This is a genomic window from Streptomyces sp. NBC_00683, from assembly GCF_036226745.1.
Lineage (GTDB): Bacteria > Actinomycetota > Actinomycetes > Streptomycetales > Streptomycetaceae > Streptomyces.
This window is the reverse complement of record NZ_CP109013.1, coordinates 2,933,560-2,960,070: the sequence shown is the minus strand read 5'-3', so window position 1 is coordinate 2,960,070 and position 26,511 is coordinate 2,933,560. Positions and strand designations below refer to the sequence as shown.

The window sequence follows — 26,511 nt, the reverse complement described above, 5'->3', positions numbered from 1 at the left end:
GTTGTGCGAGGTGTGCGAGGTGTGCGAGAGGTACGAGTGGCGCGGTGTGTGCGCCGTACCGTCAGGCGTGACAGGCCGGCAGCCCCCCGTGGAAGGCGACCATCTCCTTGAAGGACGCCGCCACATCGATGCGGGCACCCGGGGCGAGGCCGTCGAGCTCCGCATACGCGCGGTGGAGGTTCCCGACCAGCCGCTCGGAGTCCAGGAGCCCGGCGAACGCGCCGATGTCCGCCTCCCGCGCGGCCTGCAGCGGGCCCACGCCGCGCCGCAGACCGTCCTCGGCCAACCCCTGGAGCAGCCGGAGGTACGCCTCCGTCGCGTCGATGAGCTCCGGTCCGCCGACCGGGCCGTGCCCGGGGACCACCACCGCGGGCCCGAGCGCCCGCAGCCGCTCCAGGGCCCGCAGCGAACCGGTGACCGACCCCATCAGGATGTACGGGGTCACCCCCGACCAGACGACGTCACCGGTGAACAGGACAGCGCGCTCGGGCACCCACGCCACGATGTCGTTCGCCGTGTGGGCGGGCCCCACGTGCAGGAGCTCGGTACGCAGCCCCTCGCCGTGCAGGGTGAGTTCGTCCCGGAAGGTGAGGGTGGGGAGCGTCAGCGGGGTCTCGCCCCACTCCACGTCCGGCCACAGGTGGCGCAGGCCGAGGCCCGCCTCCTCGGTGTCGGCCCGCGTCCCCGCGTGGGCCACGACCACCGCGCGGGGGGCGAACTGGCCGTTGCCGAAGGTGTGGTCGCCGTGGAAGTGCGTGTTGACGACGTAGTCCGGACCGCCGGGAACGATCCGGGCGACCTCCTCCCGCAGCCGCCGGGTGCGGGACTCGGTCGCCGCCGTGTCCACCAGGACGGAGCGGCCCCCGCCGGCGACCAGGCCCGCGTTGTTGAGACACCAGCCGCCCTCCGGCTGGACGAAGGCGTACACGTCCTCGGCGACCGGCACCAGCGAGCCGGGCGGTGCCACCCGCGGGGCCTGAGCCGTCGTCACGCGCCCTCCTCCTTCGCGGCGGAGGGCAGCCGGCCGAAACGGCCCTGGTGGAAGAGGAGCGGGTCGGGGGCGGACAGCCCGCCGGACAGGGCGACCACCCTGCCGATGAGGAGCGTGTGGTCCCCGGCGGCGTACTCCGCGTCCAGGACGCACTCCACGTACGTCTCCGCGTCGGGCAGTACGGCGTTGCCGGTGACACCCTCCTCGGCGGACAGCCGCAGCATCGCGGCCCGGCCCTCCGAACGGTCGGGGCGGCAGAACTCCTGCGCCAGGTCGCGCTGCGCCTCCGTCAGCACGTTCACCGCGAAGCTCCCGGCGCGCGAGATCCGCGGCCGCATCCGGCCGTCGGCCTTCACGGACACCAGGATCAGCATCGGGTCGAGCGACACCGAGGTCAGGCTGTTGAGCGTCATGACGATGGTGTCGTCGCCGCTGCCCTGGGTGAGCAGGGTGACGCCCGTGGGGAATCGGCCCATCGCGGTACGGAAGGCGGCCACGTCGGGTTCGGCCAGCAGTGCGCCGGCGGTCACAGCAGTCATGTCAGGTACTCCGATTCTGCTCGTGCCATCAGGGCCATGAGGGGGTACGGGCGGGCTCAGTAGTTGCCGAGTCCGCCACAGACGTTCAGTGCCTGGGCGGTGATCGATCCGGCCGTGTCGGAGGCCAGGTAGCCGACCAGGCCGGCCACCTCCTCGGGGGTGGAGTAACGGCCCAGCGGGATCTTCGCGTTGAACTTGTCCTGGATCTCCTGCTCGCTCACCCCGTAGTGGCCCGCGTAGCCCTGGCGTACGCGCTGCGCCATCGGCGTCTCGACATAGCCCGGGCAGACGGCGTTCACGGTGATCCCGGTCGGGGCGAGCTCCTTGCCCACGGCCTTGGTGAAGCCGATCACGCCGTGCTTGGACGCGGAGTAGGGCGCGGCGAGTTCGACGCCCTGCTTCCCGCCGGTGGACGCGATGTTGATGATCCGGCCCCAGTCGCCGTCCCGCATCAGGCCGGCCTTGAGTACCTCGCGGGTGACGCGGAAGGTGCCGTTGAGATTGGTCTCGATCACGTCGTCCCAGAGCGAGTCCTCCATCTCGGCCGTCACACCGCCGCCGCCCCGGCCCGCGTTGTTCACGAGGATGTCGATCCGCCCGTACTCGGCGACCGCGGCCCGTACGGCCTCCTGGATCTGCTCCAGGGACGTCACGTCGCACACCGTGCCGGCCACTTCGAGGCCCTCTTCACGCAGCTGCTTGACCACGGTGCGTACGCTCTCGGCGCTGCGCGCCACACCGAACACCGCGACCCCCTGCCGGGCGAGCAGCTCGGTCACGGCCAGGCCGATACCGCTGGTCGCACCGGTGACGAAGGCAACTCGTCGTCCCGCGTCTGTCATCGTGCTCTCCCCATCGCTCGTGTCGATCCTGTCCAGGAGCTCGACGGTGGGCCCGTGTCCTTGCGGGGTTCTCGCACGCCGCTGGACCCGGGGTGGAGGCCCGGCCCTCCAGCCGAACTCCACACCGGGCCTAGCGCTTGCCGTCAGCGTGGGCGCCATTCGATGCGGCGACCGGGCGGACACCCGGCTGGAGCGAGGAGGCCCCGTGCCCGAGCAGACGCAGACCCTGCCCGATGTCAGGAAGTCGGTGACCGTGGCGGCGACGCCCGACCAGTGCTTCAAGGTCTTCACCGAGCGCCCTGTGGACTGGTGGCCGCCGAGCCACATCCTCGTGCGCAAGGAGCGGGCCGGCCTGGCCTTCGAGGCGGGCGTGGGCGGGCGTTACTACGAGTGGGACGTGGAGGGCACCGAGATCGCCTGGGGCCGGATCCTGGAATGGGTGCCCGGCCGCCGCGTCGCCATGACCTGGCGGATCGACCCCAACTGGCAGTCCATCCCCACCGACGACGGGGCGAGCCAGATCGAGGTGGACTTCGAGGCCGTCGACGGGGGCACCAAGGTCTCTCTCGCTCACGTCAAGCTGGACCGGCACGGCCCGGGCGCCGAGCGGATCTTCAAGGCGCTGGACGGACCGAGCCCGGGCGAGACGCTGGAACGCTTCGCGCAGGCCGTCGGGGACGGGGCCGGAGCATGAGCATCGACGGAAGCGTCATCGACGCCCCGGCGGCCCCCGCGGCCACGGACACGGGGCTGGTCCCGGCCGCCGACCGGCTGCGGCTGCTCGCGGCCCTGCACGCGGCCGACGCGGACACCGGGCGCGGCCTGTCCCGCGAGGTCACCGACGCGATACGTGAGGCCGGGTTCGCCCGGCACTTCGTGTCGGCCCGCTTCGGCGGCACGGAGGGCTCCTTCGCGGAGCTGACCCGGGCCGTCGTCTCCGTCGGCGAGGGCTGTGCCGCCTCGGCATGGTGTGCGTCGCTCGCCGCGTACTCGGCGCGCTTCGCCTCCCACCTGCCCGAGGAGGGCCACCAGGCCCTGTGGGGCGCAGGCCCCGACACGGTCGTGGCGACCGGCCTGATGCCCGCGGGGCGGGCCAGGGCCGTGGACGGAGGCTGGCAGGTCACCGGCCAGTGGGCGTACGTCAGCGGCATCGACTTCGCGGACTGGGCGATGGTCTGCGCGGCGGTCGGCGGCGGAGAGGGCCCGCCGCAGCTGCGCTTCTTCACCCTGCCCCGGGGCGCGTACACCGTGCGCGAGACCTGGGACAGCGTCGGGATGCGGGCCACCGGCAGCCACACGGTCGTCATCGACGACGTGTTCGTACCGGCGCACCTGTCCTTCGACCGCACCGACATGCTCACCGGCCGCAACGGCACCTCCCGGGTGGCCGCCCACAACGTGCCCTTCCAGGCCGTCGGCGGACTCACCTTCATCGCGCCCGTCGTCGGCGCCGCCACCGGCGCCCTGGCGGCGTGCGCGGGCTCCATCACCGGCCGGCGGCGCAACCAGACCGCCGAGCTGACCGTGGTCCGCGCGTCCGGCCGGGTCGACGCCGCGCGTCACCTCGTGGAGCAGAACGCCCAGGTCCTGGACGAGCGGCTGTTCACGCCCGAGCACATGGCGCGCAACGAGCGCAACGCCACCTACGCCGCCGAGACCCTCCGCGAGGCGGCCGCGCTGCTGGTCGGCGCGGCCGGCACCGGAGGTCTCGGCGAGGGGCACGCGCTGCAGCGGTTCTGGCGGGACATCACCTCCGCCACCAGCCATGTGGCGCTCCAGTACGACACGGCGGCCCGGAAGAACTACTCGGCCGTGCTCCTCGGCCCCGCCGAGTGAGCCGAGCCGCCGCACGGCGGGAGGGGGCGTCCGGGAAGTTCCGGGCGCCCCCTCCCGCGTCCCAGGGGGCTGCCCAGGGCACCGGGAACGCCCGTCGACGGACTCCAGTTCGGGGCGACTTGGCCTCCATCGGCGGTCCGTACGTTGAGGCCCGACCCGTAACGCCCCAAGCGGAGGTTTCGTCGTGACAGTCACCCAGGAGACAGCCACCCAGGAGACGGCGCCCCAGGGCACCGGCTGCCCGGTGGCCGGCACGTTCCCCTTCACCGGATCCAGCTACCGCGGCCCGGCGCCCGCGTACGGCCGGCTGCGCACCGAACAGCCGGTGGTGAAGGTGCCCACCGCGGGAGGTGTGGACGCCTGGCTGATCACCCGCTACGAGGACGTGCGCCGGCTGTCCGCCGACCCCCGGCTCAGCCGCGCCCAGGCCTGCGGCGAAGGCGCTCCCCGGGTGGGCGGCACGATGCACACCACCCCCGAGATGATCATCTCGCTGGACGCCCCCGAGCACTCGCGGCTGCGCAAGCTGGTCGCCGGCGCGTTCACCATGCGGCGGGTCGAGCGCATGCGGGAGAACGTCCAGCGGGTCACGGACGAGCTCCTCGACGACATGGAGGCCAAGGACGGCGCCGTGGACCTCGTCCAGCAGCTGGCGGTGCCGCTGCCGCTGACCGTCATCGGTGAGCTCCTGGGCGTACCGTCCCAGGACCTGCGGGAGTTCGAGCAGTGGGCCCGTGCCTTCGCGACCGTCGACGACCGGGCCGGCGGTGAGGCGTCCCTGCACGCACTGGGCAAGCTCAGCGAGTACATCGTCGGGCTGATCGCCGAGAAGCGGGCCAACCCCTCCGACGACATGCTGTCCGAGCTCATCGCGGCCCGCGACGACGACGACCGGCTCAGCGAGCCCGAGCTGGTCACCTTCGGCTTCACCCTGATCGGGGCCGGCTTCGACACCACGGCCAACCAGCTGGCCAACTCCGTACTGGCCCTGCTGGTCGACCACCAGGAGCAGTGGCGCTACCTGGTCGAGGACCACTCCCGCATCCCGAAGGCGGTCGAGGAACTCCTGCGGCACGTCAACCTGTTCGCCACCGACACCTCCGGCTTCCCGCGCATCGCGGCGGAGGACATCGAGGTCGGCGACGTGACGATCCCGAAGGGCGACGCCGTCCTGCTCTCGCTCGCCTCGGCCAACCGCGACGCGGAGGTCTTCGACGAGCCGGACCGGCTCGACCTGGGCCGTGAGCGCAACCCGCACATCTCCTTCGGCCACGGGATGCACTACTGCCTGGGCAAGCACCTGGGGCGCATGGAGATGGAGATCGCCATCGAGGGCCTCGTACGGCGCTTCCCGGACCTGAAGCTCGCGGTGCCGGAGAGCGAACTGCCGTGGCACACCGGGGAGATCAACCACACGCTGACCAGCCTCCCGGTCGTCCGGGGCAACTGACCCGGCAGACACACGGGAACGGTCCCGGCCCCCTCATCCTCCTTCACGGACAAGAAGAAGGACGAGGGGGCCGGGACCGTTCCGTGCCCGCGCCCCTCGGCGCAGCACGAGCCGCGCCCGCCTTCCGCTCGTGGGAGCGGGAGGCGGGCGCGCGGGCAGGAGGCCGGAGCCGGGTCAGCCGGCCGCGGAGGACACCCGGACGGCGGTGGCGTCCACGTCGATCGGCCCCTGCGGGCCCACGGTCGCGTCGGGGGTGACGAAGGCGTACGCCCGGGAGACGAACTGCTGCCCCGAGACCCGCCCCATGTGCACCGCTTCCACCTTGCCCGGGTACGGGGATCCCGGCGGGCCCGGCGGGTGCGTGACGTAGAAGGCGAACGTGCCGTTTTTCTTGTCGCTCCAGAAGCCGCTGCCGGCGAACTGGGGCTCACCGTTCTCGTCGGCCGGCCCCTCGACCGTCAGCTGGTGGTCGGCGCGGAAGACGAAGCGGGAGTGGGCGACGGAATCGCCGTCAGGGGTGTGGACGGTCACCGTGAGGTCCCAGGTTCCGGCCAGCGACACGGCTCTGACGTGGTGCCTGGACGTCTCGCCGGCCGTGGCCGACGCGGTGCCGACACCGGCCAGGACCGCGAGTACGGCCAGCCAGACGCCGAGGACTCTCAGGGTGATCGGACGCGGAGGCCGACGCCGGGCGGTATCGGCCCCGGTGGTCGCGCCCGCGGGCGCCGACGTGGTTTCAGGCATGGACGGACAGCCTTTCCTGGGTGGTTGTGCGGGACGGTGAAGCTGTGGGGGTGGTGGGGGTGCGGGGGAGTCTCTTGAGGTCGAAGCCCGGCTCGCGGACGGTCTCGGGCGACAGATCGGTGCCGGCCGTGAGCAGCCGCCGGGCGATGCCGTGGTCCGCGGGACGGTTCACCGACTCGACGCCGGTCAGCCGGCCCCCGCGGAAGCAGAAGACGGAGAACTTCCCGTCGGCGAGGTCGCCGACGGTGACCGTCTCGTCGTGGCCCGCCGTCAGCCCCGCGATCTGCAGCCGCAGCGCGTACTGCTCGGACCAGAACCAGGGCACGGCGGTGTACGCGTAGGGCTCGCCGCAGATCGCCGCGGCCACGCACTTGGCCTGGTCGGAGGCGTTCTGGACGGACTCCACCCGGACATGGCGGCCCGCGTGCGGGCTCGGGAAGCGCGCGCAGTCACCGAGGGCGAAGATGTCCGGGTCGCTGGTGCGCAGCTGCGCGTCCACGACGACGCCGTCACCGACGAGCAGGTCCGCGGCGAGGGCCAGTTCGATGTTCGGCAGGACGCCGACGCCGACCACGATGAGGTCCGCGGCGATCCGCTCGCCGCCGTCCAGCTCCATGACCTGGACCCGGCCCTCGGCGTCGCCGAAGAGTGCGGTCACCTCGCGCCCCAGCAGGACGCGTACGCCCCGCTCGCGGTGCTCGGCGACGATCCGGTCCGACACCGTGGGGGTGAGCGCGCGGGCCAGGGCCCGGGGCTGCGCCTCCACCACCGTCACGTCGTGGCCGAGGCCGCGGGCGGTCGCCGCCACCTCCAGGCCGATGAAGCCGGCGCCGACCACGACGAGTCTGCGGGGCGGCCCGCTGAGCCGCAGCCGCAGGTCCTCGGCGTCGGCCAGGCCGCGCAGCGACAGCACCCCGGTCAGCGAGGCGCCGGGCACGGGCAGGGTACGGGGCCGGGAACCGGTCGCCAGGACGAGGTTGTCGTACGGCAGCCGCAGTCCGGACTCCAGGAGGACGGTGCGCCGCTCGCGGTCGAGGGAGGCCACCCGGTCACCGGGCAGCAGCTCGATGTCCTGTTCGGTGTAGAACGACGGGGGCCGCAGCGCGATCTCCTCGGCCGCCACCGTGCCCGCCAGGTAGCCCTTGGACAGCGGCGGCCGGTAGGACGGCCCGGGCGGCTCGTCGCCGATGAGCGTGATCCGGCCCCGGAAGCCCCGGCTGCGCAGGGCGCAGGCGGTGTCGAACCCCGCCTGGCCCGCGCCGACCACGACGACCGCGTGGGCGGCCATCAGCTCTGCGCCTCGGGCAGGTGGACCAGCAGTCCGTCGATCTCGTCACCGACGGGCAACTGGCAGCTCAGCCGGCTGAACTCGGTGCGCTCGCAGGCGGTGCCGTACAGCACGTCGTCCTCGACGGAGTCCATCTCGGGCAGCGGCAGCGTGTTCGCCTCGTCGACGTACACATGGCAGGTGCCGCACTGGGCGGAGCCGCCGCACTGGGCCTCGATGCCGTCGACGTTGTTGAGCTTCGCACCGCGCATGACCGTGTTGGGCGCCTGGACGTCGACGATGGTGACGGTACCGTTCGGATGCTTGTAGGTGATCTTGGCCATGGCGAGCTCTCCTCGTGGAATGTCGGCCAGCCGTGCGGAAGTACGGCACCGGACTGTGGGATACGTCCCTGCAGTCCCGGTGGAGGGGATCTCGACCGCGCGGGCCCGCGCGACCCCGGCGCCACACGGGGCGGACCGGCGCTCGAGCGCGCGTCGACACGCGGTCCGGCGGCAGTCCATCGAAGGGGCGCAGCGTGCCCGCATGACTGTGACCGATCGGACGCGACAGACGCCCGCCCCGCCCGGCAGGGCCGCCCCCCGGACCGGGCTGGTGCTCGTCGCCTGCTGTCTGGGCCAGTTCATGAACGTGCTCGACGCCTCGGTGGTGAACGTGGCACTGCCCGTCATCGCTGACGACCTGGACTTCGACCGGCACAACCTGCAGCTCGTCAACAACGCCTACACCGTGGTGGTCTGCGGCTTCCTGCTGCTGGGCGGACGGCTCGCGGACCTGTTCGGCCAGCGCAGGATCTTCCTGTTCGGAGTCGCCCTGTTCACGCTCGCCAGCGCGGTCGGCGGAATGGCCGACGCCCCGGGCACGCTGATCCTCGCCCGCGCCTTCCAGGGGCTCGGCGCCGCCGTCATGGCGCCCGCCACGCTCACCGTGCTCGGCACGACCTTCACCGAACCGGGCGCACGGGCACGGGCCTACGGCTGGTGGAGCGCCGTATCCGGGACGGCCGGGGCGATCGGTGTGCTGGCCGGCGGTGTGATCACCGAGTGGTTCTCCTGGCGGTGGATCTTCCTGATCAACGTCCCCATCGGGATCGCCCTGCTCGCCGCCGTCCGCTGGGTCGTACCGGAGACCCGGCCGCAGGGCGAGGGCCGTGCCCACCGCAGGCTCGACCTCCCCGGTGCCGTCACGGTCACGCTCGGGCTGATGAGCACCGTGTACGGGGTCTCGGAGTCGCACGTGCACGGCTGGGGTTCCGTGCGGGTGCTCGGACCGCTGCTGGCCGGCGCCGCGCTGCTCGCCGCCTTCCTGGTGATCCAGGCACGGTTCGCCCGGCACCCCCTGGTGCCGCTCAAGATCTTCCGCAACCGCTCCGTGGCCGCCGCCAACCTCGTCGCCTTCTTCGGCATCGCCGCGCTCTTCAGCACCTTCTACTTCTTCACCCTGCTGCTCCAACAGGTGCTCGGCTACAGCCCGCTGGTCACCGGCCTGAGCTATCTGCCCCTGTCCCTGGGCATGGCGCTCGGCGGCTGGGGCATCGCCTCGGTCGTTCCCCGCACCGGACCGCGCCCGGTCCTGCTCGGCGGCCTCGGGCTGTCCGCCGCCGCACTGTTCTGGCTCGCCCGGCTGGACGCGGGCGCCACGTACACCGTGGACGTACTGGGCCCCGCCGTGCTCCTCGGCTTCGGCATGGGCGCGGTGCTCAACGCCACGACGAACGCCGCCACCGCCGGACTCCCCGCCCATCAGGCCGGGCTCGCCTCCGGGCTGCTCAACACCACCCGGCAGCTCGGCAGCGCGGCCGGTCTGGTGACCCTGGCCGCACTGTCCGCCGCCCGCGTCGACGCCCGCGTCGCCGCCGGGGCGGACACCACGGACGCCCTCGCCTCCGGCTACGGACTGGCGCTCACCTGGGCGGCCCTGTTCGCCGTTGCCGGACTGGTGGCGGCCCTGTTCGTGCCGGTCCGGGAACGTTCCAGTACCCCTCGAGGCGCTACCGAGAGTCTGGCGGCCTGACGAGAACGGAGGTTTGCGGTGGTGAGCGAGTTCCACACACAGCGGCCGGCATGGTCGCCCGCACCGGACGACGACCGGACCGAGCACGCGACGATCGAGGTCCCCCGCGACTACACCGACCCCGGGGGCGAGCGGATCACACTCGCCCTCAGCCGCCGCCGCGCCACCGACCCGGCGCGCCGGCGCGGTGTCCTGCTGGCCGTCAACGGCGGCCCCGGCGGCGACTGGGGGCACGGCCTCGGACTGCCCGGCAAGTTCGCCGGAACCCCCCTGGAGGAGGTCTACGACCTCATCGGCCTGGACCCGCGCGGCACCGCCGGATCGACCCGGCTGTACGCCGAAGTGGCCGTCCCCGCCCAGCCGTTCGACTCCCGGCCGCCGGACACCGTGTTCGCCGGACTGGCCGAGGACATGCGGCTGCGCGAGGAGGCCTGCGCACGGGGCGGCGGGGACCTGCGCCCGCACATCAGCACCCCCAACACCGCCCGGGACATGGACGTGATCCGTGCCGTGCTCGGCGAGGAGCGGATCAGCTTCGTCGGGTACGCGTACGGCGCCTACGTCGGTGCCGTCTACGGCAGCCTCTTCCCGGCCGGCCTGGACCGGCTGGTCCTGGACTCCTGCGTCGGCCCGCAGTGGACGTGGCGCGAGCAGTTCCTCCAGCAGGGCGACGCCGTCCAGCGCAACGTCGACCTGTGGGCCCGCTGGACCGGTGAGCGGCACGGCAGCTTCGCCGTCGGCGCCTCGGCCGAGCAGGTGCTCACCACCGTGGAGGAGGCGGTCGCCGCCCTGGAGTCGCTGCCGCAGGACGCCGTGAGGCTGCGGACCCTGTTCGACGGGGCCGTGGGCAACCGGGCGGCCGACCGCGGCCAGTGGGCCACCCTCGCCGTCCTGGTCGCCGGCGTGCACCGGGCGGCACGCGAGGGCGACCCGGACGCCTGCCGCGAACTGCTCGCCGAACAGGGCACCTGGCGGCCCGCAGACAGCGAGGGCGACCTGCGCGTCGGCGTCCTGGAAGCCATCACGCTGGAGCACGCCTGGCCGTCCGACCTGGAGGTCTACTACCAGGACATGCGGGAGTTCCGTAAGCGGTTCCCGTACGGCTACGGGGTGCTCCGGGCCTCGCCGTGGGTGGGTGCCTTCCGCGCCTTCGAGGCCGCCGAGGAGCCGGTGCGGATCACCCGCGACGGCTACGCCGCCGGTCTGATCGTGCAGGCCGACGGCGACCCCATGGACCACTACGACGGCGGTGTGGCCATGGCCGAACTGGTCGGCCACCACCTGCTCACCGTCCAGGACTCGGGAGAGCACGAGGTGTACGTGCTGGGCGGCAACCCGCACGTCGACGCCGTCGTGCACCGCTATCTCGTGGACGGCACCCTGCCGCCCGCACGCTCTTCCGTCCCGGGCCGCACCCCGCGCCCGGACGTCCCGGCGGACGCGGCCTGAGCGGGTCGAGTCCGAAGCAACCCCGTGTCCAGCAGCGCCTTCTACGGTGCCGCGCAACCGTGTCAACTGTGGAGGTGCTGTTGTGTCCGTGACCGAGTACGGGAGCGAGTCAGTGACCGATGAGGACCGGGACATGAAGGTGTTCCCCCTCGCCGGCTCGTCCTACCGCTGCCCCGCCCCGCAGTACGCCGGGCTGCGGGCCGGGCAGCCGGTCGTACGGGTGCGTACCGAGGGCGGCGTGGACGCCTGGCTCGTGACCGCCTACGACGAGGCCCGGGAAGCACTGGCGGATCCCCGGCTGAGCCGGGCCGAGACCGTGAAGCCCGGCGCACCCCGGATCGGCGGGGCGATGACCTCGACGCCCGAAATGATCATTTCCATGGACGGGTCCGAGCACTCCCGGCTGCGCCGGCTCGCGGCCGGGGCGTTCACCGCCCGGCGCATCGAGCAGATGAGGCCGGGCATCCAGCGGATCGCCGACGGGATGCTCGACGGCCTCGCCGCGTCCGGCGGACCGGTCGACCTGGTGGAGCGGTTCACCGTCCCCATGCCGCTGACCGTCATCGGTGAGCTGCTGGGTGTGCCGATGAGGGTCCTGCGGCTGTTCGCCGCCAACGCGCGGGACTTCGTCACCGTCGACGACCAGGGCGAGGACTCGGACTCCGTCAACGGACTGGCCAAGCTGAACGAGTACATGGTCGAGGTCGTCGCGGAGAAGCGCGAGAACCCCACCCAGGACCTGCTGTCGGATCTGATCACGGCCAGGGACAGCGGGGACCGGCTCAGCGAGACGGAGCTGGTGACCTTCGCCTTCACCCTGATCGGGGCGGGCTTCGACACCACGGCCAACCAGCTCGCCAGCTCCGTCCTGGCACTCATCGCGCACCACCGCGACCAGTGGAGCTGGCTGGCCGAGGACCGCTCCCGGATCCCGAAGGCGGTCGAGGAACTGCTGCGGCACGTCAACCTCTTCTCCACGGACTCGGCCGGCAACCCGCGCATCGCCGTGGAGGACCTGGAGCTCGGCGGGGTGAAGATCGCCAAGGGGGACGCCGTGGTGATCGCCATCTCCTCGGCCAACCGTGACGAGAGGGTCTTCCCCGACCCGGACCGCCTCGACCTCGGCCGCTCCCACAACCCGCATCTCTCCTTCGGCCACGGCATGCACCTGTGCCTGGGCAAGCAACTGACCCGGATGGAGCTGGAGATCGCCATCGACGGCCTGGTCCGGCGCTTCCCCGACCTCAGGCTCGCCGTGCCCGAGAGCGAGGTCCCCTGGCACCTGGGCGGGATCAACCACGCCCTGGAGACCCTGCCGGTCACCTGGGGATCCTGATCCAGGAACACAGCAGTTGAGCCCCCGCCCTTCCGGGCGGGGGCTCAACTGCTGTGCGGGGGAAAGCCGTCGTCAGCCGATGGGCGCGTCCTGCTGCACCTCGGCGGGGTCCGCGCCGGCGATCCAGGCGTCCATGGACGGCTTCATCAGGGTGTTCAGCAGCTCGACCCGGATGCCGCCCAGACCGCGGTGGTAGACCCACATCAGGGTGCCGTCCGCCTCGGTGTCGTTGGAGGCCTCCACCTCGAAGCCGAGTTCCACGAGCGCAGCGGAGGTCGCCTCGATCCGGTCGTTCTCGGCCCAGTAGCCCACGTGGTGGGCCCCGTTGCTGCCGTCGGACACCCAGACGGTGCCCGGGATGGCCTCGACGAGTTCGAGCCGCGGCTCCTCCAGCGACAGCACGAAACGCTGGTCGCCGTGCTGGAGGCCGCCCGGGGTGCGCGCCGTCACCTGGAGCTCCATCACGCTGGTCCAGCGGTAGCCCGCCAGCTCGCTCAGCGTCTTCATCGCCAGGTCCAGGTCCTCCACGACCAGACCGGTGTGGAACAGGGCCTCGGGGCTGAGCACCGGGCCGGGCGCGGGGCTGCCGTCCTGCCGGTCCACTGTCTGCGACATCGGTGTGCCGTCCTTTCCTTCTTCGGGTTCGGTTCGGTGGGCCCGGATGGCCTCAGACCTGCTTCGCGCGTACGAGATCGGCGCCGCCGTCCATCGTGAGGATCTGGCCCGTCACCCACGCGCTGCTCGGCGCGGCGAGCAGCGTGATCCACTGCGACACGTCCTCGGGCACGCCCGTCACTCCCAGCGGCACGCTCTTCGCCGCCTGTGCGAAGAGCTCGTCCACCTGCTCGGGGGGCATGCCGTGGCTCTCGTACACCTCGGTGCGCACCCAGCCCGGAGCGACCGCGTTCACCCGGATGCCCTTCGGGGCCAGCTCCAGTGCCCAGGAGCGGGTGAAGGTGTTCACCGCGGCCTTGCTCGCCGCGTACACCGAGGCCATCGGAGTCGGGTTGTGGCCGGCCGGGCTGGTGACGAACACGATGCTGCCGCCCGGCGAACGGAGCGCCGGGAGGAGCCGGTTGGTGAGGATCACGGTGCCGAGCACATTGACGTCGAACAGCTCTCGGGCCGCGTCCGTGTCGATGCTGCCGGCCGCGCCGATGGTGTGGATCCCGGCGTTGTGCACCAGGACGTCGAGGGAGCCGCCCAGCTCGCCGACCGCCTCGGCGACCGCGTCCGCGCCGCTCTGCGTGCTCACATCGGCGCGGACCGGGACGATGGCCGGGTGCAGTGCCGCCACCTCGGCGAGCCGGTCGGCCCGGCGCCCGGTGACGATCACGCCCGCGGCACCCTGCTTGGCGAAGTCGAGGGCGGTGGCACGGCCGATGCCGGTGGCACCGCCCGTGACCACGACGTACTGGTTGGTGAACGGATGGTTGGTCATGCTCCGTCCTTTCAGGTCGGCTCGGGAGAGGGGGATCAGACGTAGATGGACTTCGACGTCCAGTCGGGGGCGGGCAGCGCCTTGCGGTCCGCCTTGCCGTTCCCGGTGATGGGCAGCTCGGCCAGCGAGACGAAGGCCGCGGGGATCATGTGCTCGGGCACGCGCTCGCGCAGGTACGAGCGCAGGGCGCGCCGGTCGAGGGTGTCGGCCTCCGGTACGACCCATGCCACCAGTCGGCGGTCGCCCAGGTGGCTCTCCCGGACGCCGACCGCGGCGCCGCGCACCTGCGGATGGCCGGCGAGGACGCTCTCGAGCTCACCGGGCTCGATACGGAAGCCCCGCAGCTTGAACTGGTCGTCGTTGCGGCCGAGGAACTCGATGACCCCGTCGGGGCGCCGCCTGGCCAGGTCGCCGCTGCGGTAGAACCGCCCGGCCGCACCGTCCCAGGGGGCGGTGACGAAGGCCTTGTCGGTGAGGTCGGGGCGCCGCCAGTACCCCCGGGACACTCCCGCGCCGCCGATCCACAGCTCGCCGGAGGCGCCGTCGGGCAGCGGCAGGCCGGAGTCGCCGACGATACGGACGTCGACGTTCTGCAGCGGGGTGCCGATCGGCACGGAGTGGCCGAGGTCCTCCCGCGCGCCGATCCGGTGGCAGACGGCGAACGTGGTGGTCTCCGTCGGCCCGTAGCCGTTGACGATCCCGCAGCCGGGCACCGCGGCCTGCAGCTCGCGGATGTGCGGGACGGAGAGCACGTCGCCGCCGGCCAGCACCGTGCGCAGCCCGCTGAACGCCTTGACGTCCACATCGATCTGCCGGTGGAAGAGCGCGGCCGTCAGCCAGAGCACGGTGATGCCCTCGTCGCGCAGCAGGGCGCCGAGCTCCTCCGCCTGGATCTGCCGCGGCGGGGCGAGCACCAGCCGGGCCCCGTTGAGGAGAGCGCCCCAGATCTCGAACGTGGCGGCGTCGAAGGCGACGGGAGCGAGCTGCAGGATCCGGTCGTCGGGGCCCAGCTCCACGTAGTTGGGGTCCGTCACCAGGTTGGTGATGTTGCGGTGCTCGACCATGACGGCTTTCGGGCGGCCGGTGGATCCCGAGGTGTACATCAGATAGGCGAGGTCGCCGGGCCGGACCCCGGCGGTCTCCGGCGGCAGGGGCAGGTCCGCCGCGGGACGGGCCGGGACCCGCAGGACCGGGATGCCGTACGCCGAGAAGCGGCCGGCATCGTCCGGCTCGCACAGGACGGCACGTACCTCCGCGTCCGCGAACACCTCGGCCACCCGTGCGGCCGGGTCGTCGAGGCCGATGGGGACGAAGGCCGCGCCGGCCCCCAGCACGCCGAGCAGCGCGGCGACGAGTTCGGGGGAGCGCTCCAGGCAGACCGCGATCCGGTCGCCCGCCGTCGCCCCCGCACGGTCCGTGAGCTCCCGCGACACCTCTCGCGCCCAGCGGTCGAGCCCGGCGTAGGTCAGGTGGTCGTCACCGGCGGAGACCGCCACGGTGTCGGGGGCGTCGGCGGCCCGACGGCGAAACGCTGCGACTACCGATGTCATCGGCCTGTCTCCTCTCGAGGTGCCCGGGGCGGCAGGGTCTGCGAACCGGCTCGAATGCCGGTGGAACCGGCCACGTCCTCGCTCGGGTCAAGGCACGCGCGAGTGGGGCCCTGTTCACTGAATTGCCGGCTCCGCTTAGGGCCCGTCCGACCCCGTTACGCCGGACAGGCCCGTAGGGCCGACGGTTTCCGTCAGCCACCCCACCATCCGGGCCGGTACCGCACTCGACGGGAGTACCACCGTGACCATTCTCGTAACCGGGGCACGCGGCAACGTCGGCCGCCGCGTCCTCGACCGCCTGCACGCCGCGGGCCACACCCTGCGCGCATCCGGCCGCACACCCGGGGAGTTGAGCGTTCCGGCCGGAGTGGACACCGTCCGGCTGGACCTGAATGAGCCGGACACCTTCGACGCCGCCCTCGACGGCGTGGACAAGGTGTTCCTGTACGCCGAGTCCGAAGGCGCCAAGGACCTCTTCGCCGCCGCGGCCGGGGCAGGGGTCCGGCACGTCGTCCTGCTGTCCTCGTCCACGGTCGGCGGCCCCGACGCCGAGACCGACGCCCTGGCCCTGCTCCACGCGGCCGTCGAGGACGCGCTCGCCGAGTCGGCGCTGCCGGGCACCGTGCTGCGGCCTGGCGCCTTCGACGGCAACGCGTTCGGGTGGAGTGACGCCATCCGCAGGGGGCAGCCCGTCGAACTGCCGTACACGCACGCCCACACCGCGCCCATCCACGAGGGCGACATCGCCGACGTCGCCGCGGCCGCCCTGGCCGACGAGACCCTCGTGGGCCGGACCCTCACCCTCACCGGACCGCAGTCGCTGACCTTCCGTGAGCAGCTCGGCATCCTCGGGGAACTCCTCGGACGCGAGATCCCGGTACGGGAACTCACCCGCGACCAGGCGGTCGAGCAGATGGGCCGGTTCGTCCCCGCGCCGATCCTCGCCTCGCTCCTCGGCCAGTGGGCCGCGGGGGTCGGCCGGCCGGCCGCGACCCTGGACACCGTGGAACGCATCACCGGACGGCCGGCGCGGACCTTCCGCCAGTGGGCCGGGGAGAACCTCGGCGCGTTCGCCGCCCAGGACTGATCGAGCGGGTCTCAAGAAGAGACTGCGAAGGTGCCCTCAGATTGCTCCTAAGCCGGTGGGCCGGGCGTCGTCCGCCCGGCCCACCGTCGAACCGAGGGGCATGTCCGTGACTTGGAGGTCCGGAATGTACGACGTCATCGTGGTGGGGGCTCGCGTCGCGGGTGCCGCCTCCGCTCTGCTCCTGGCGCGGGCGGGCCATCGGGTGCTGCTCGTCGACCGGGCGCGGTTCCCCAGTGACACGCTCTCCACGCACTACATCCACCAGCCCGGTATCGCGCGGCTCGCCCGCTGGGGGGTGCTGGACGCGGTCCGCGCCACCGGCTGCCCGGCGCTGGACAGGACCATCTACCAGGTCGAGGACGTCCGGCTGGACGGCGGCACCGTCCCGCACGAGGGACAGTCGGCCGCGTACGCACCGCGCCGGTACCTGCTGGACCAGATCCTGGTCGACGCGGCCGTGGCCGCCGGTGCGGAGTTCCGGGACGGCTGCTCCGTGTCCGGTCTCGTCTTCGACGGGGACCGCGTCGTCGGGGTCAAGTGCCGCTCGGCGGAGGGCAAGCCGGTCGAGGAGCGGGCCCGCCTCGTGGTGGGTGCGGACGGGATGCGGTCGGCGGTGGCCAAGGCCGTCGACGCCCCGTACACGGTCCAGGACCCGCTGATGTCCTGCATCTACTTCACCTACTGGCAGGGCATCAAGTCCCAGTTCGAGCTGTACGAGCGCCCCGGCCGTTGGATCGGCGCGATACCGACCAACGACGACGCCACCCTGATCGCCGCGTACTTCCCGCAGGCGGAATTCAACCAGGTGCGCGGCGACGCGCTGGAGCACTACCTGGAGAACATCCGCACCACCGCGCCTGACCTGTACGCGCGGGCGATGGACGGCGGCGAACGCGTCGAACGGCTGCGCGGCACCGGGGACCAGCAGAACTTCTTCCGCACCCCGGCCGGCCCCGGCTGGGCGCTCGTCGGCGACGCCGCACACCACAAGGACTCGATCACCGCGCGCGGCATCAGCGACGCCTTCCTGCAGGCCGATCTGCTGGCCGCGTCGGTCGGCGGCGTACTCGATGACCCGGCGCGGCTCGCCGAAGGGCTGCGGAAGTACGGGGAGGAGCTCCAGGACGAGCTCTTCGAGGGCTACCGCAACACCCTGTTCGTGAGCCGTCTGGAGGTCACACCCGACCGGATGGCGATGCTCCGCATGGTCAGCGGGTCCCAGGACCTGACGGAGCGCTACTTCGCGGTGGCCGCCGGCGGCATGTCCGTCGACGAGCTGTACGACGAGGAACTGCACAGCCGGCTCGAGACCGAAGCGGCATGACGCCGACCGCGCCCCCGGACCGGGGCCACCAACCGACGCAGAAGACAACGGAGGCACCGATGACCGCAACGGAGTGGGAGAGGGAGCTTTGCCTGCTGTTCGGCGAAGTTCTCGGCATGCCGGACGTCGATGTGGAGGACAGCTTCTTCGACCTGGGCGGGCACTCCCTCCTGGCGTCCAAACTGACCCGGCGCGTCCAGGAGGCGTTCGGGATCAAGATCCCGGTACGCCGCATCTACCAGGCGCCCACCCCCGCGACTCTCGCGGCGTACCTCTACGCGTCCTGAAGGAGAGACTGACATGCGCTGGAACAACCTCTACGTCGCCGGTGTGGGTGCGTACCTGCCCGAGCGGATCGAGACCGCCGAGGAGGCGATCGCCGCGGGCAGTTACACGGAGCAGAAGCGTTCGCTGAACGGCTTCCGCTCGGTCCACGTGGCCGCCGAGAACGAGACCGGCCCCACGATGGCGGCGATCGCGGGGCGCCGGGCGGTGGCCAGGTCCGGACACGAGCACGACGAGTTCGGCCTGGTCCTGCACAGCTACATCGGGCACCAGGGGCTCGACTTCTGGACCCCCGCGAGCTTCGTGCAGCGCGAGACGGTCGGCGGCACGGGCCCGGCGTTCGAGATCAAGCAGGGCTGCAACGGCATGCTGGCGGCCTTCGAGGTCGCCTCCTCGTACGTGACCTCCCGCCCCGATGTCACCGCGGCGCTCATCACGGGCGGCGACGCATTCCGGATGCCCTACATCGACCGCTGGGGATCGGACGAGCAGAACGTCGACGGCGACGGCGCCGCGGCCCTCGTCCTGTCCAGCCGCGGCGGGTTCGCCCGCGTCCGCGCCACGTACTCGCACGCGGACCCCTCGCTGGAGCCGATGGGCCGCAGCGGGGCCGGCTGGACGGACGCGCCGTTCTCCGGGGGAGCCCCGGTCGGGGTCAGCGAGCGCAAGTCGGACTACCTGCTCGCCGAGGACATGGACTTCGACGACGCGATCGAGAAGATCTCCGCCAGCGTCCAGCTCTCGATGAAGCAGGCCCTCCACGAGGCCGAGGTGGAGCTGCCCGACGTGCGGTACTTCCTCCACCAGAACCTCGCCCTGTCGATCGTGACCCACGGGCTCTACGGCCTGCTGGGTGTCGACCGGGAGCGGACGACGCACGAGTGGGGCCTGAGCACCGGCATGGTCGGTACCGCCGACCCGGTGCTCGGACTGAACCGGGTCATGGAGAGCGGCGAGGCGAAGCCCGGGGACCTGGTGGTCCTCCAGGCGGCCGGCGCGGGATACGTGTGGACGACGACGGTCCTGGAGATCCTCGACACCCCGGACTGGTCGAACTGACCGCGTACGACGGCGGGGGAGAGACCGGGCCTTCCGGTCCCTCCCCCGCCGTCGTACGCCCTCAGTCGAAGCGGAGGCCGCGCGTCGTGGCGGAGGCCGCCGCGAAGTCGAGCAGGCTGCTCCCCTCCTCGGCGACGGCGTCGCGGTCCTTCCTGCCCAGCGTGCCGAACGGCTCGATCACGAGGGTCGCCTCCTTGCGCGCCTGCTCGATCCGCCACAGCCCCCGTACGAAACCGTCCACGAGGAACGTCGACTTGATCAGGCCGTTACGGGTGAAGACCAGCTTGCGCTGCTCGTCCGTGAGGATGCGGCTGCGGTCGGCGTGCGACAGCAGGATGTTGTCGAACTCCGGCAGGAAGCGAACCGGCACGGGCATCCCCGGGTCGGGCAGGGGAGCGTCGGCGAGGTCGAGGAGCTCCAGCCCGTTCTCGTCGCGGAAGGTGCGCAGCCGGGGCCTGAGCCGGTTCACCGAGTCGGCCAGCCGTGTCATTCCGGACCAGGTCTGGATGTCCTTGACGGTGGCGGGCCCGAAGGCCGCGAGATAGCGCTCGACCATCGCGTCGGGCGAGGTGCTCTCGGCGAGCGTCCCGCCGAGCCAGGACTCCGCCGTCGTGTGCACTGCCTGGCCGCTCTCGCCCCACAGGCCGCGCGGCGGCACCTGCACCAGCGGCACCAGATTGCGTACGGCATTGGCCAGGGCGAACGGATCGCGGTCCGGCCAGCGTTCGGCGAGCAGGGTGCCGAGACCGCCCAGCGTGAGCGGCTCCTTCTCGACCAGCTCACGGCCCAGCGCCACCACGTCCGCGGTGTCGAGCCCCGCCAGCTTCCGGCCGAAGGTGCCCTTCAGCCCCTGCTCCAGAGCGCCCTGGAGCACCGGCCGGAGCGCCAGGCAGTCCTGCGCCGTGACCAGGTGGATCGTGCCCCGCATCAGCACCAGCCGGACCACCTCGCGGTCCCTGACCCTGTCCGCCAGGTCCTCGATACGGAATCCGGCCAGCCGGGTCCACAGCCCGATGTAGGGCGGGTTGGGCGCCTGGGCCTGCATCCCCACCAGATGTCCGACCGCCTGTACGGCCGGCAGACCGGCGCGCTCCAGCAGCAGCTGCCGGGCCAGCAGGCTCCGGTTGAGCGCCCGTCGGTCCAGCACGTTCGGGTCTCCTGTCACCATGACCGGATCCTCTCCTCGTATCCATGAAAAGACGGTGGTGCCCCGGGACACGCGGACCCCGGGGCACCACCGCAGCACAAAAGACCGCCGGTCTCAGCTCATCCTGACCAGGACCGTGCCGCTGTACTTCCGGCCGAGCAGAGCCACGAACGCCTCCGGCAGCTCCGCGACCCCGCCCTCGACGACCGTGTGCGGGAAGACGATGCGCTCCTCGCGCAGCCAGGTGCTGAACTGGGCGTTCCAGCCCTCGATCTGGTCGGGCGTGTGCAGCGTCGCGAAGCCGCGCAGCGTCAGGTCCTTGGTGATGGCGGACATCAGGGGCAGCCGGGGGCTGCCGCCGTCACCCGCGCCGTGCTGCCCGGACAGGGCACCGCACAGCGCGAACCGGGCCCCGCGGGCCGCGACCTGGACCGCGGCCTCGAACTGCTCGCCGCCCACGTTGTCGAAGACCACGTCGAGGCCGTCGGGCGCCAGTGCGGCGAGCTGCTCGGCCACCGGCCCCTCGTGGTAGTCGAACGCGGCGTCGAAGCCGAGCTCCTCGACCAGGAAGTCGATCTTCTCCTTGGACCCGGTGCTGCCGATGACGCGCTTGGCGCCCCGCAGCTTCGCTATCTGCCCGGCCAGCGCGCCGACACCGTTGGTGGCTCCCGACACGAACACCGTGTCGCCCTCGGCGACCGCCGCCGTACCGACCATGCCGTGCCAGGCCGTCGGCCCCTGGGACAGGAAGTACTCCGGGCCCGGCAGGAGGGAGCGGTCACGCTTGAAGAACCCGTGGGCGTTGCCGACCGCGTAGTCGCGCCAGCCGGAGAAGTGCTCCACGAGATCGCCGACGGCGAGGGTGTCGCTGTTGGACGCGACCACCGTGCCGACGGTGCGGCCCCACATCGCGACGCCCGGCTGGAAGACCGGGATCGGCAGCTTCGTGTCGGGGTTCATCTGGTCGCGGGCCACCGAGCCGAGCGTCATCCAGTCGTTGCGTACGACGACCTCGCCGTCAGCAGGCGCGGACAGCTCGGTCTCACCGAACTCGAAGTGCTCCAGGGTGACTTCGTCGACCGGGTAGGCCGCAAGGCGGACCTCCCTGCTGACGGCGGGAAGTTCGACGCTGCTCATGTGGTGCTCCTTCTCAGGTGGACGGGGAGGCTGACCAGGTTGTGGTTCACATCGCCGGCCCTCCAGAGCAGCTCGCTCTCCGGCACGGCCAGCCGCGCGTCGGGGTAGCGGCCGGTCAGTTCCTCCAGGGCGACGGCGAGCTCCACCCGGGCCAGCGGCGCCCCCAGGCAGTGGTGGATGCCGTACCCGAACGCGAGGTGGGGATTGGCGGTCCGGCCGAAGTCGGCGGTGTCGGGGTCGGCGAACACCGACCCGTCACGGTTGGCGGAGGCGAAGGAGAGGAACACGGCGTCCCCGGCGGGGATGACCGCGCCGCCTATCTCCACGTCCTCCGTGGCGATCCGCGGCAGCCCCGAGGTGTCGTTGCCGGTCAGGTTGACCGTACGCAGGAGCTCCTCCAGCGCCGCCGGTACGTCCTCCGGGTGCTCGCCGAGCCGGCGCCAGACGTCGGTGTGGCGGTCGAGCAGCGTCAGGGCGAAGTTGGAGATCTGGCCGGCCGCCGAGTCGAAACCGCCGCCCAGCAGCGTGTAGCCGAGCCCGACCAGCTCCTCGAAGCCGAGCCGGTCCTCGCCGTCACGGGCGGTGATCAGGGCGGAGAGCACATCGTCGGCGGGCTCCGCCTGCTTGCCGGCCACCAGTCCGGCGATATAGGCACCGAGGTTCTCGCGGCCCTCGACGGCCAGCTCCTCGGGACCCGACACATCGGCGAACTGGCGTACCCACGTGAGGAACTGGTCCCTGTCCTGCTCCGGGACACCCAGCAGCTCACAGATGACGGCCATGGCCAGCGGAGCGGCGAAGCCCTCGACCAGATCCACCGGACCGCCGTCCGACTCCTTGTCCAGCGCGTCCAGCAGCCGGCCCGCCAGCTCCCGCACCCGGGGCCGCATCCCCTGGATCCGGGCCGGCGAGAACGCCTGCTCGGCCAGCACGCGCAGCCTGGTGTGGTCCGGCGGATCGAGCGAGATGATCATTCCCGGCGGGGCCTGGAACAGCCCGCTGAAGGTGGGGGCGTCCGGCGCGTACGAGGCGGCGCGGCTGAAACGGGTGTCGTCCAGTACCGACTTGATGTCCTCGTGGCGGGTCACCAGCCAGGCATGACCGCCTCCGCTCCACTGCACCCGCGCGACGGGCCGCTCCGCGCGCAACCGCGTGAAGATCGGGTCGGGGCCCCGGTAACTCGTACCCGGGAACGGGAATTCGGGCAGGTCTTCACTCACCCCGGTCGTTCGGGCGGTCATGGGCAGTGCCTCCAGACGGAAGGTCTCAGGTCTCGGGTCTCAGGTCAGCGTGCGGAAGAAGGAGCGCAGCTCCTCGACGAGCAGCTCCGGCTGTTCCAGGGCGGGGAAGTGCCCGCCCTGCTCGTGGTCGGTCCACCGCCGCAGATCGGTGAAGCGGTGCGCGCACCAGGCGCGCGGCATCCGGGCGTCCTTGGGGAAGACGGAGCAGGCCGTGGGCACGTCGACCCGGCCGAGCGCCATCTTGTTGTGGCTCTCCCAGTAGATCCGGGCGGACGAGGTGCCGGTGCCGGCCAGCCAGGCGAGCGTCACGGCGTCCAGCAGCCTGTCGCGGGGGATGACCTTCTCGACGTCGCCGTCGTGGTCGCTCCAGGCCCAGTACTTCTCGATCATCCAGGCCAGCTGGCCGACGGGCGAGTCGGCGAGCCCGTACCCGAGGGTCTGCGGTCGGGTGGCCTGCAGCACGGAGTACGCGCCCTCGTGGGTCTGGAACTCCTTGAGCGCGGCCAGGCCGGCCAGATCCCGCTCGTCCAGCTCCACCTGTTCCTGCGGCGGCCGGGCGAAGGGCATCGCCAGGTGGATGCCCACCAGGTGCTCCGCGTCGCTCTCGCCCAGGATTCCGGTCAGGAAGGAGCCCCAGTCGGTGCCGTGCGCCGCGTACCGCTCGTATCCGAGCCGGTTCATCAGCTCGGCCCAGGCGGCCGCGGTGCGCTCCACCGTCCAGCCCGCCTCGTCCGGCTTGTCGCTGAAGCCGAAGCCGGGCAGCGACGGGCAGACCACGTGGAAGGCGTCCGCCGGATCCTCGGGGTCCGTCAACGGGCCGATGATGTCCAGGAATTCGATGACGGATCCGGGCCAGCCGTGGCTGAGCAGCAGCGGCTTCGCCTGCGGGTGGCGCGAGCGCACGTGCAGGAAGTGGATGCCGAGACCGTCGATCTCGGTGCGGAACTGCGGCAGCGCGTTCAGCCGCGCCTCGGCCGCCCGCCAGTCGTAGGTGTTCCGCCAGTACTCGGCGAGCTCCTGGAGGTAGGCCAGCGGCACGCCCTGCGACCAGTCACCGACCGTCTCCTTGTCGGGCCACCGGGTCCGGGCCAGCCGCTCGCCGAGGTCGGCGAGATCCGCGTCGGGGAACCCGACGCGGAAAGGCGTGAGTGCCGTGCTCATACGTCTTCCTCCTGGACTGCCGCCGGGGTGTGGTGCCACGGCACGCTACGGATGGCTGCTCGAGCACGGGTCGACCTCACCACTTGACCGGCAGCTCCCACAGCCCGTAGATCACTGCGCCCTCCTTACGGGGTATCTCCAGGAAGGGCTTGGCGAGCTGCAGCGTCGGGATGCGCTGGAACAGCTTGCTCCACACGATCTCCAGCTCCAGGCGGGCGAGGTCCGCGCCGATGCAGTGGTGCACGCCGTGCCCGAAGCCCAGGTGCTTGCGGCTGCCGCGCGTGATGTCGAGCTTCTCCGGCTCGGGGAACACCTCGGGGTCCCGGTTCGCGGCGAGGCCGAGGCAGAGGATGCCGTCGCCCTTGCGGATGACCGAGCCGCCGATCTCGATGTCCTCCAGGGCGACCCGGGGGACCGCGGTGTCGCCGATGGTCGCGAACCGCACCAGCTCCTCGACGGCCGGCTTGACCAGCGAGGGGTCGTTCAGCAGGAGCTTCAGCTGGTCGGGGTTCTCCAGCAGGCAGGCGGTGCCGAGCGAGATCTGGCTGGCCGTGGTCTCGTGGCCGCCGTTCATCAGGAGCCGGACCATGTTGAACAGGTCGCGGTCGGTGTACTCCTCGCCGGACGCCTCGTAGTCGGCCATCGCACGGCTGAGCAGGTCCTCGCCCGGCTCGCGCTTCTTCAGCTGGATGAGGTCGCTGACGTACGCGTTCACCTCGACGATCGCGGCCTGGCGCTCCTCGGTGGAGCTGTGCCCGCCGAGCAGTGCCGTGCCGTGCTTGATGAAGAACTCGTGCCGGTCCTGCGGAATGCCCAGCAGCTCGCAGATGACGGTCATCGGCACCGGCAGCGAGAACGCGTGGTGGAAGTCCACCCCGGGCTCCATGGCCAGCAGCTTGTCGAGGTGGTCGTCGACGATCTCCTCGATACGGGGCCGCAGCCGGCGCACCTGGCGGCTGGTGAACGTCAGGGCGGCCTTGCGGCGGGTGTCGCTGTGCGCCTTGCCGTCGTAGCCGATGAAGGACGTCTCGGTGCGGTACTCCGGCGGGGCGATGAAGTAGAAGGGGAAGTTGTCGTGCCGGCGCGAGGCGCTGACCCGGGGGTCCGTCAGCAGCTGCCGGATCGTCTCGTAGCCCGCGACCGTCCAGATGCGGAGGCCGGATCCGGACAGCGTGACCTGGGAGACGTCCTTCTCGACGATCTCCGCGTACTCCTTCGGAGGAGTGAAGGGGCACTGCCGTTTGTAGGGGAAGGTGCTGGTCTCCGCCTCGGCGGTGCCCGGCTCCGTAGCACTGGTTGTCACAGTGGATCCTTCCTCGTGGGGAATCGTTCCTCGTGAAGAACGTCGGGTTTCCGACGGCACAAAGTTCCCGGTGCACGGTGCCAGCGCCCGCTCGGGCACAGCTGGAGTCCGTGCGCCGCGGTGCGAGCCCGGCGCGAGCGCGGCCCGAGCCGGTTTCCGGACAGGCTTCCTAGCCTCCCGGGATGGGCATAGCAGCGAGTGAGGGCCGGTCCGCCGCGACCGGGCCCCTGAGCGGGCTGAGAGTGGTCGAACTGGCGGCGATCGGGCCGGCGCCCTTCGCCTGCATGGTGCTGGCCGACCTGGGCGCCGAAGTGATCCGGATCGACCGGGCCGACGGCCGCCGCTCCTTCGAACAGTGGCACCAGGTCCTGGACCGCGGACGCCACCGCATCGCACTGGACCTGAAGAGCCCCGACGACATCGCGGAGCTCCTGAGCCTCCTCGAGAGCTCCGACATCCTGGTCGAGGGCTTCAGACCGGGGGTGGCCGAGCGGCTCGGCATCGGACCCGAGGTGTGCCTGGACCGCAATCCCGCCCTCGTCTACGCCCGGATGACGGGCTGGGGGCAGGAGGGACCGCTCGCCAGTACCCCCGGACACGACATCAACTACCTCGCGCTCAGTGGCGCGTTGTACGCGATCGGCGAAGCCGGCGGGCCGCCCGTCGTCCCGGTGAACTTCCTGGGGGACTTCGCGGGCGGCTCGATGTTCCTGGTCGCCGGGGTCCTCGCGGCCGTGTACGAGCGGCAGCGGACCGGCCGGGGGCAGGTCGTCGACGCCGCGATCGTGGACGGCGCGGGGGCGATGCTCGGCATGCTGGTCGGCATGGAGGCGGCCGGCCAGTGGCGGCACGAGCGCGGCGCGAACCTGCTGGACGGCGGAGCGCCGTTCTACACCACCTACGCGTGCGCCGACGGCGGCTACGTGGCCGTCGGCGCGCTGGAGGAACGCTTCTACGCCGCGCTGCTGCACGGGCTCGGACTGGCGGGCGCGGCCCTGCCCGACCGGGACGAACCGCACAACTGGCCGGCGTTGCGCAGGGAGTTCGCGAGCCGCTTCATCACCGGGGAGCGGGATCACTGGGCGCAGCTGTTCGAAGGCACCGAGGCCTGTGTCACGCCGGTGCTGAGTGCCGCGGAGGCGGCATCTCATCCGCACCACCTGGCACGCGGAAGCGGTCCTGCCGCAGTGGCCCCGCGGTTCAGCCGCACTCCAGTGGAATTCCACTGACATCGGGCATCCTGCCGTCCGATGGTCCAAGGCTGTCCAGCCACCTGCGGAACCCCCCA

Annotated in this window: 25 protein-coding genes; 11 read left to right on the top strand and 14 right to left on the bottom strand. The window is 71.9% G+C overall.

The genetic code is table 11. The features are described 5' to 3' along the window. Positions 1 to 61: 61 nt before the first annotated feature. The 3 genes from OG257_RS12895 to OG257_RS12885 are packed head-to-tail and all read right to left on the bottom strand — an operon-like array spanning position 62 to position 2,372. Entirely contained in the window at positions 62 to 991 is a 930-nt protein-coding gene (locus OG257_RS12895) for an MBL fold metallo-hydrolase (RefSeq protein ID WP_329207428.1), read from the bottom strand. Beyond that, complete coding sequence (locus OG257_RS12890; RefSeq protein WP_329207426.1) at positions 988 to 1,530, bottom strand: flavin reductase family protein; 543 nt, start codon at positions 1,528 to 1,530, stop codon at positions 988 to 990. Before OG257_RS12890 ends, OG257_RS12895 begins: the two co-directional genes overlap by 4 nt. A gap of 56 nt (positions 1,531 to 1,586) precedes the next feature. After that, positions 1,587 to 2,372, bottom strand: a complete 786-nt coding sequence (locus tag OG257_RS12885; RefSeq protein WP_329207425.1) for an SDR family NAD(P)-dependent oxidoreductase — start codon at positions 2,370 to 2,372, stop codon at positions 1,587 to 1,589. A 205-nt stretch (positions 2,373 to 2,577) separates the two neighbouring features. On the opposite strand from OG257_RS12885, the gene OG257_RS12880 reads away from it, so the two are divergent. From OG257_RS12880 to OG257_RS12870, 3 genes are all read left to right on the top strand, one after another. Then, positions 2,578 to 3,066 (top strand): SRPBCC domain-containing protein, encoded by a 489-nt coding sequence (locus OG257_RS12880; RefSeq protein ID WP_329207424.1) that lies wholly within the window; start codon positions 2,578 to 2,580, stop codon positions 3,064 to 3,066. After that, positions 3,063 to 4,208 (top strand): hydrolase, encoded by a 1,146-nt coding sequence (locus tag OG257_RS12875; RefSeq protein ID WP_329207423.1) that lies wholly within the window; start codon positions 3,063 to 3,065, stop codon positions 4,206 to 4,208. The genes OG257_RS12880 and OG257_RS12875 overlap by 4 nt, the downstream gene beginning before the upstream one ends. Positions 4,209 to 4,392: 184 nt before the next feature. Continuing rightward, positions 4,393 to 5,658, top strand: a complete 1,266-nt coding sequence (locus tag OG257_RS12870) for a cytochrome P450 (protein ID WP_329207422.1) — start codon at positions 4,393 to 4,395, stop codon at positions 5,656 to 5,658. Positions 5,659 to 5,832: 174 nt separating this feature from the next. Here the strand turns inward: OG257_RS12870 and OG257_RS12865 are convergent, their stop codons facing one another. Genes OG257_RS12865 through OG257_RS12855 form a run of 3 tightly spaced genes read right to left on the bottom strand, consistent with a single transcriptional unit; the run spans position 5,833 to position 8,013 of the window. Further along, positions 5,833 to 6,402: a hypothetical protein gene (locus OG257_RS12865; protein ID WP_329207421.1), complete on the bottom strand. Its 570-nt coding sequence runs from the start codon at positions 6,400 to 6,402 to the stop codon at positions 5,833 to 5,835. Then, positions 6,395 to 7,690, bottom strand: coding sequence for an NAD(P)/FAD-dependent oxidoreductase (locus tag OG257_RS12860; RefSeq protein ID WP_329207420.1), 1,296 nt, complete (start codon positions 7,688 to 7,690; stop codon positions 6,395 to 6,397). The genes OG257_RS12865 and OG257_RS12860 overlap by 8 nt, the downstream gene beginning before the upstream one ends. After that, on the bottom strand, positions 7,690 to 8,013 hold the full coding sequence (locus OG257_RS12855; protein ID WP_327114700.1) for a 2Fe-2S iron-sulfur cluster-binding protein: 324 nt from the start codon (positions 8,011 to 8,013) through the stop codon (positions 7,690 to 7,692). Before OG257_RS12855 ends, OG257_RS12860 begins: the two co-directional genes overlap by 1 nt. Positions 8,014 to 8,215: 202 nt before the next feature. Here OG257_RS12855 and OG257_RS12850 point away from each other — a divergent pair, with 202 nt between their 5' ends. From OG257_RS12850 to OG257_RS12840, 3 genes are all read left to right on the top strand, one after another. Next, complete coding sequence (locus OG257_RS12850) at positions 8,216 to 9,703, top strand: MFS transporter (RefSeq protein WP_329207418.1); 1,488 nt, start codon at positions 8,216 to 8,218, stop codon at positions 9,701 to 9,703. A gap of 21 nt (positions 9,704 to 9,724) precedes the next feature. After that, on the top strand, positions 9,725 to 11,152 hold the full coding sequence (locus tag OG257_RS12845) for an alpha/beta fold hydrolase (RefSeq protein ID WP_329207416.1): 1,428 nt from the start codon (positions 9,725 to 9,727) through the stop codon (positions 11,150 to 11,152). Positions 11,153 to 11,264: 112 nt separating this feature from the next. After that, positions 11,265 to 12,488 (top strand): cytochrome P450, encoded by a 1,224-nt coding sequence (locus OG257_RS12840; RefSeq protein WP_329207414.1) that lies wholly within the window; start codon positions 11,265 to 11,267, stop codon positions 12,486 to 12,488. 72 nt (positions 12,489 to 12,560) lie between these two features. On the opposite strand, the gene OG257_RS12835 is transcribed toward OG257_RS12840, so the two are convergent. From OG257_RS12835 to OG257_RS12825, 3 genes are read right to left on the bottom strand one after another with little or no spacing between them, the layout of a single operon-like run. Then, positions 12,561 to 13,103 (bottom strand): VOC family protein, encoded by a 543-nt coding sequence (locus OG257_RS12835; RefSeq protein WP_329207412.1) that lies wholly within the window; start codon positions 13,101 to 13,103, stop codon positions 12,561 to 12,563. Positions 13,104 to 13,155: 52 nt separating this feature from the next. Beyond that, the gene (locus OG257_RS12830; protein WP_327114689.1) at positions 13,156 to 13,929 is read right to left on the bottom strand and encodes an SDR family NAD(P)-dependent oxidoreductase; all 774 of its coding nucleotides are present in this window, start codon (positions 13,927 to 13,929) and stop codon (positions 13,156 to 13,158) included. Between the two features lie 35 nt (positions 13,930 to 13,964). After that, positions 13,965 to 15,479, bottom strand: coding sequence for an amino acid adenylation domain-containing protein (locus OG257_RS12825; protein WP_329207411.1), 1,515 nt, complete (start codon positions 15,477 to 15,479; stop codon positions 13,965 to 13,967). Positions 15,480 to 15,720: 241 nt separating this feature from the next. Between OG257_RS12825 and OG257_RS12820 the strand changes: the two genes are divergently transcribed. From OG257_RS12820 to OG257_RS12805, 4 genes are all read left to right on the top strand, one after another. Then, positions 15,721 to 16,566 carry an SDR family oxidoreductase gene (locus OG257_RS12820; protein ID WP_329207409.1) on the top strand — a complete coding sequence of 282 codons (846 nt, stop codon included), beginning with the start codon at positions 15,721 to 15,723 and terminating at the stop codon, positions 16,564 to 16,566. Between the two features lie 124 nt (positions 16,567 to 16,690). Continuing rightward, positions 16,691 to 17,890, top strand: a complete 1,200-nt coding sequence (locus OG257_RS12815) for an NAD(P)/FAD-dependent oxidoreductase (RefSeq protein WP_329207407.1) — start codon at positions 16,691 to 16,693, stop codon at positions 17,888 to 17,890. 59 nt (positions 17,891 to 17,949) lie between these two features. Then, entirely contained in the window at positions 17,950 to 18,177 is a 228-nt protein-coding gene (locus OG257_RS12810) for an acyl carrier protein (protein WP_329207405.1), read from the top strand. Positions 18,178 to 18,190: 13 nt separating this feature from the next. Further along, positions 18,191 to 19,234: a ketoacyl-ACP synthase III family protein gene (locus OG257_RS12805; RefSeq protein WP_329207404.1), complete on the top strand. Its 1,044-nt coding sequence runs from the start codon at positions 18,191 to 18,193 to the stop codon at positions 19,232 to 19,234. 61 nt (positions 19,235 to 19,295) lie between these two features. Here OG257_RS12805 and OG257_RS12800 read toward each other — a convergent pair whose 3' ends face one another. From OG257_RS12800 to OG257_RS12780, 5 genes are all read right to left on the bottom strand, one after another. After that, the gene (locus tag OG257_RS12800; RefSeq protein WP_329207402.1) at positions 19,296 to 20,402 is read right to left on the bottom strand and encodes a winged helix DNA-binding domain-containing protein; all 1,107 of its coding nucleotides are present in this window, start codon (positions 20,400 to 20,402) and stop codon (positions 19,296 to 19,298) included. A 93-nt stretch (positions 20,403 to 20,495) separates the two neighbouring features. Next, the gene (locus OG257_RS12795; protein ID WP_329207400.1) at positions 20,496 to 21,518 is read right to left on the bottom strand and encodes an NADP-dependent oxidoreductase; all 1,023 of its coding nucleotides are present in this window, start codon (positions 21,516 to 21,518) and stop codon (positions 20,496 to 20,498) included. Next, positions 21,515 to 22,759 carry a cytochrome P450 gene (locus tag OG257_RS12790; RefSeq protein WP_329207399.1) on the bottom strand — a complete coding sequence of 415 codons (1,245 nt, stop codon included), beginning with the start codon at positions 22,757 to 22,759 and terminating at the stop codon, positions 21,515 to 21,517. Before OG257_RS12790 ends, OG257_RS12795 begins: the two co-directional genes overlap by 4 nt. A 39-nt stretch (positions 22,760 to 22,798) precedes the next feature. Beyond that, positions 22,799 to 23,920 (bottom strand): epoxide hydrolase family protein, encoded by a 1,122-nt coding sequence (locus OG257_RS12785; protein WP_329207397.1) that lies wholly within the window; start codon positions 23,918 to 23,920, stop codon positions 22,799 to 22,801. A gap of 76 nt (positions 23,921 to 23,996) precedes the next feature. After that, a complete protein-coding gene (locus tag OG257_RS12780; RefSeq protein ID WP_329207396.1) occupies positions 23,997 to 25,223 on the bottom strand; it encodes a cytochrome P450 in 1,227 nt (408 codons plus the stop codon). Positions 25,224 to 25,405: 182 nt separating this feature from the next. On the opposite strand from OG257_RS12780, the gene OG257_RS12775 reads away from it, so the two are divergent. After that, on the top strand, positions 25,406 to 26,452 hold the full coding sequence (locus OG257_RS12775) for a CaiB/BaiF CoA transferase family protein (RefSeq protein WP_329207394.1): 1,047 nt from the start codon (positions 25,406 to 25,408) through the stop codon (positions 26,450 to 26,452). The last annotated feature ends 59 nt before the right edge of the window (positions 26,453 to 26,511 follow it).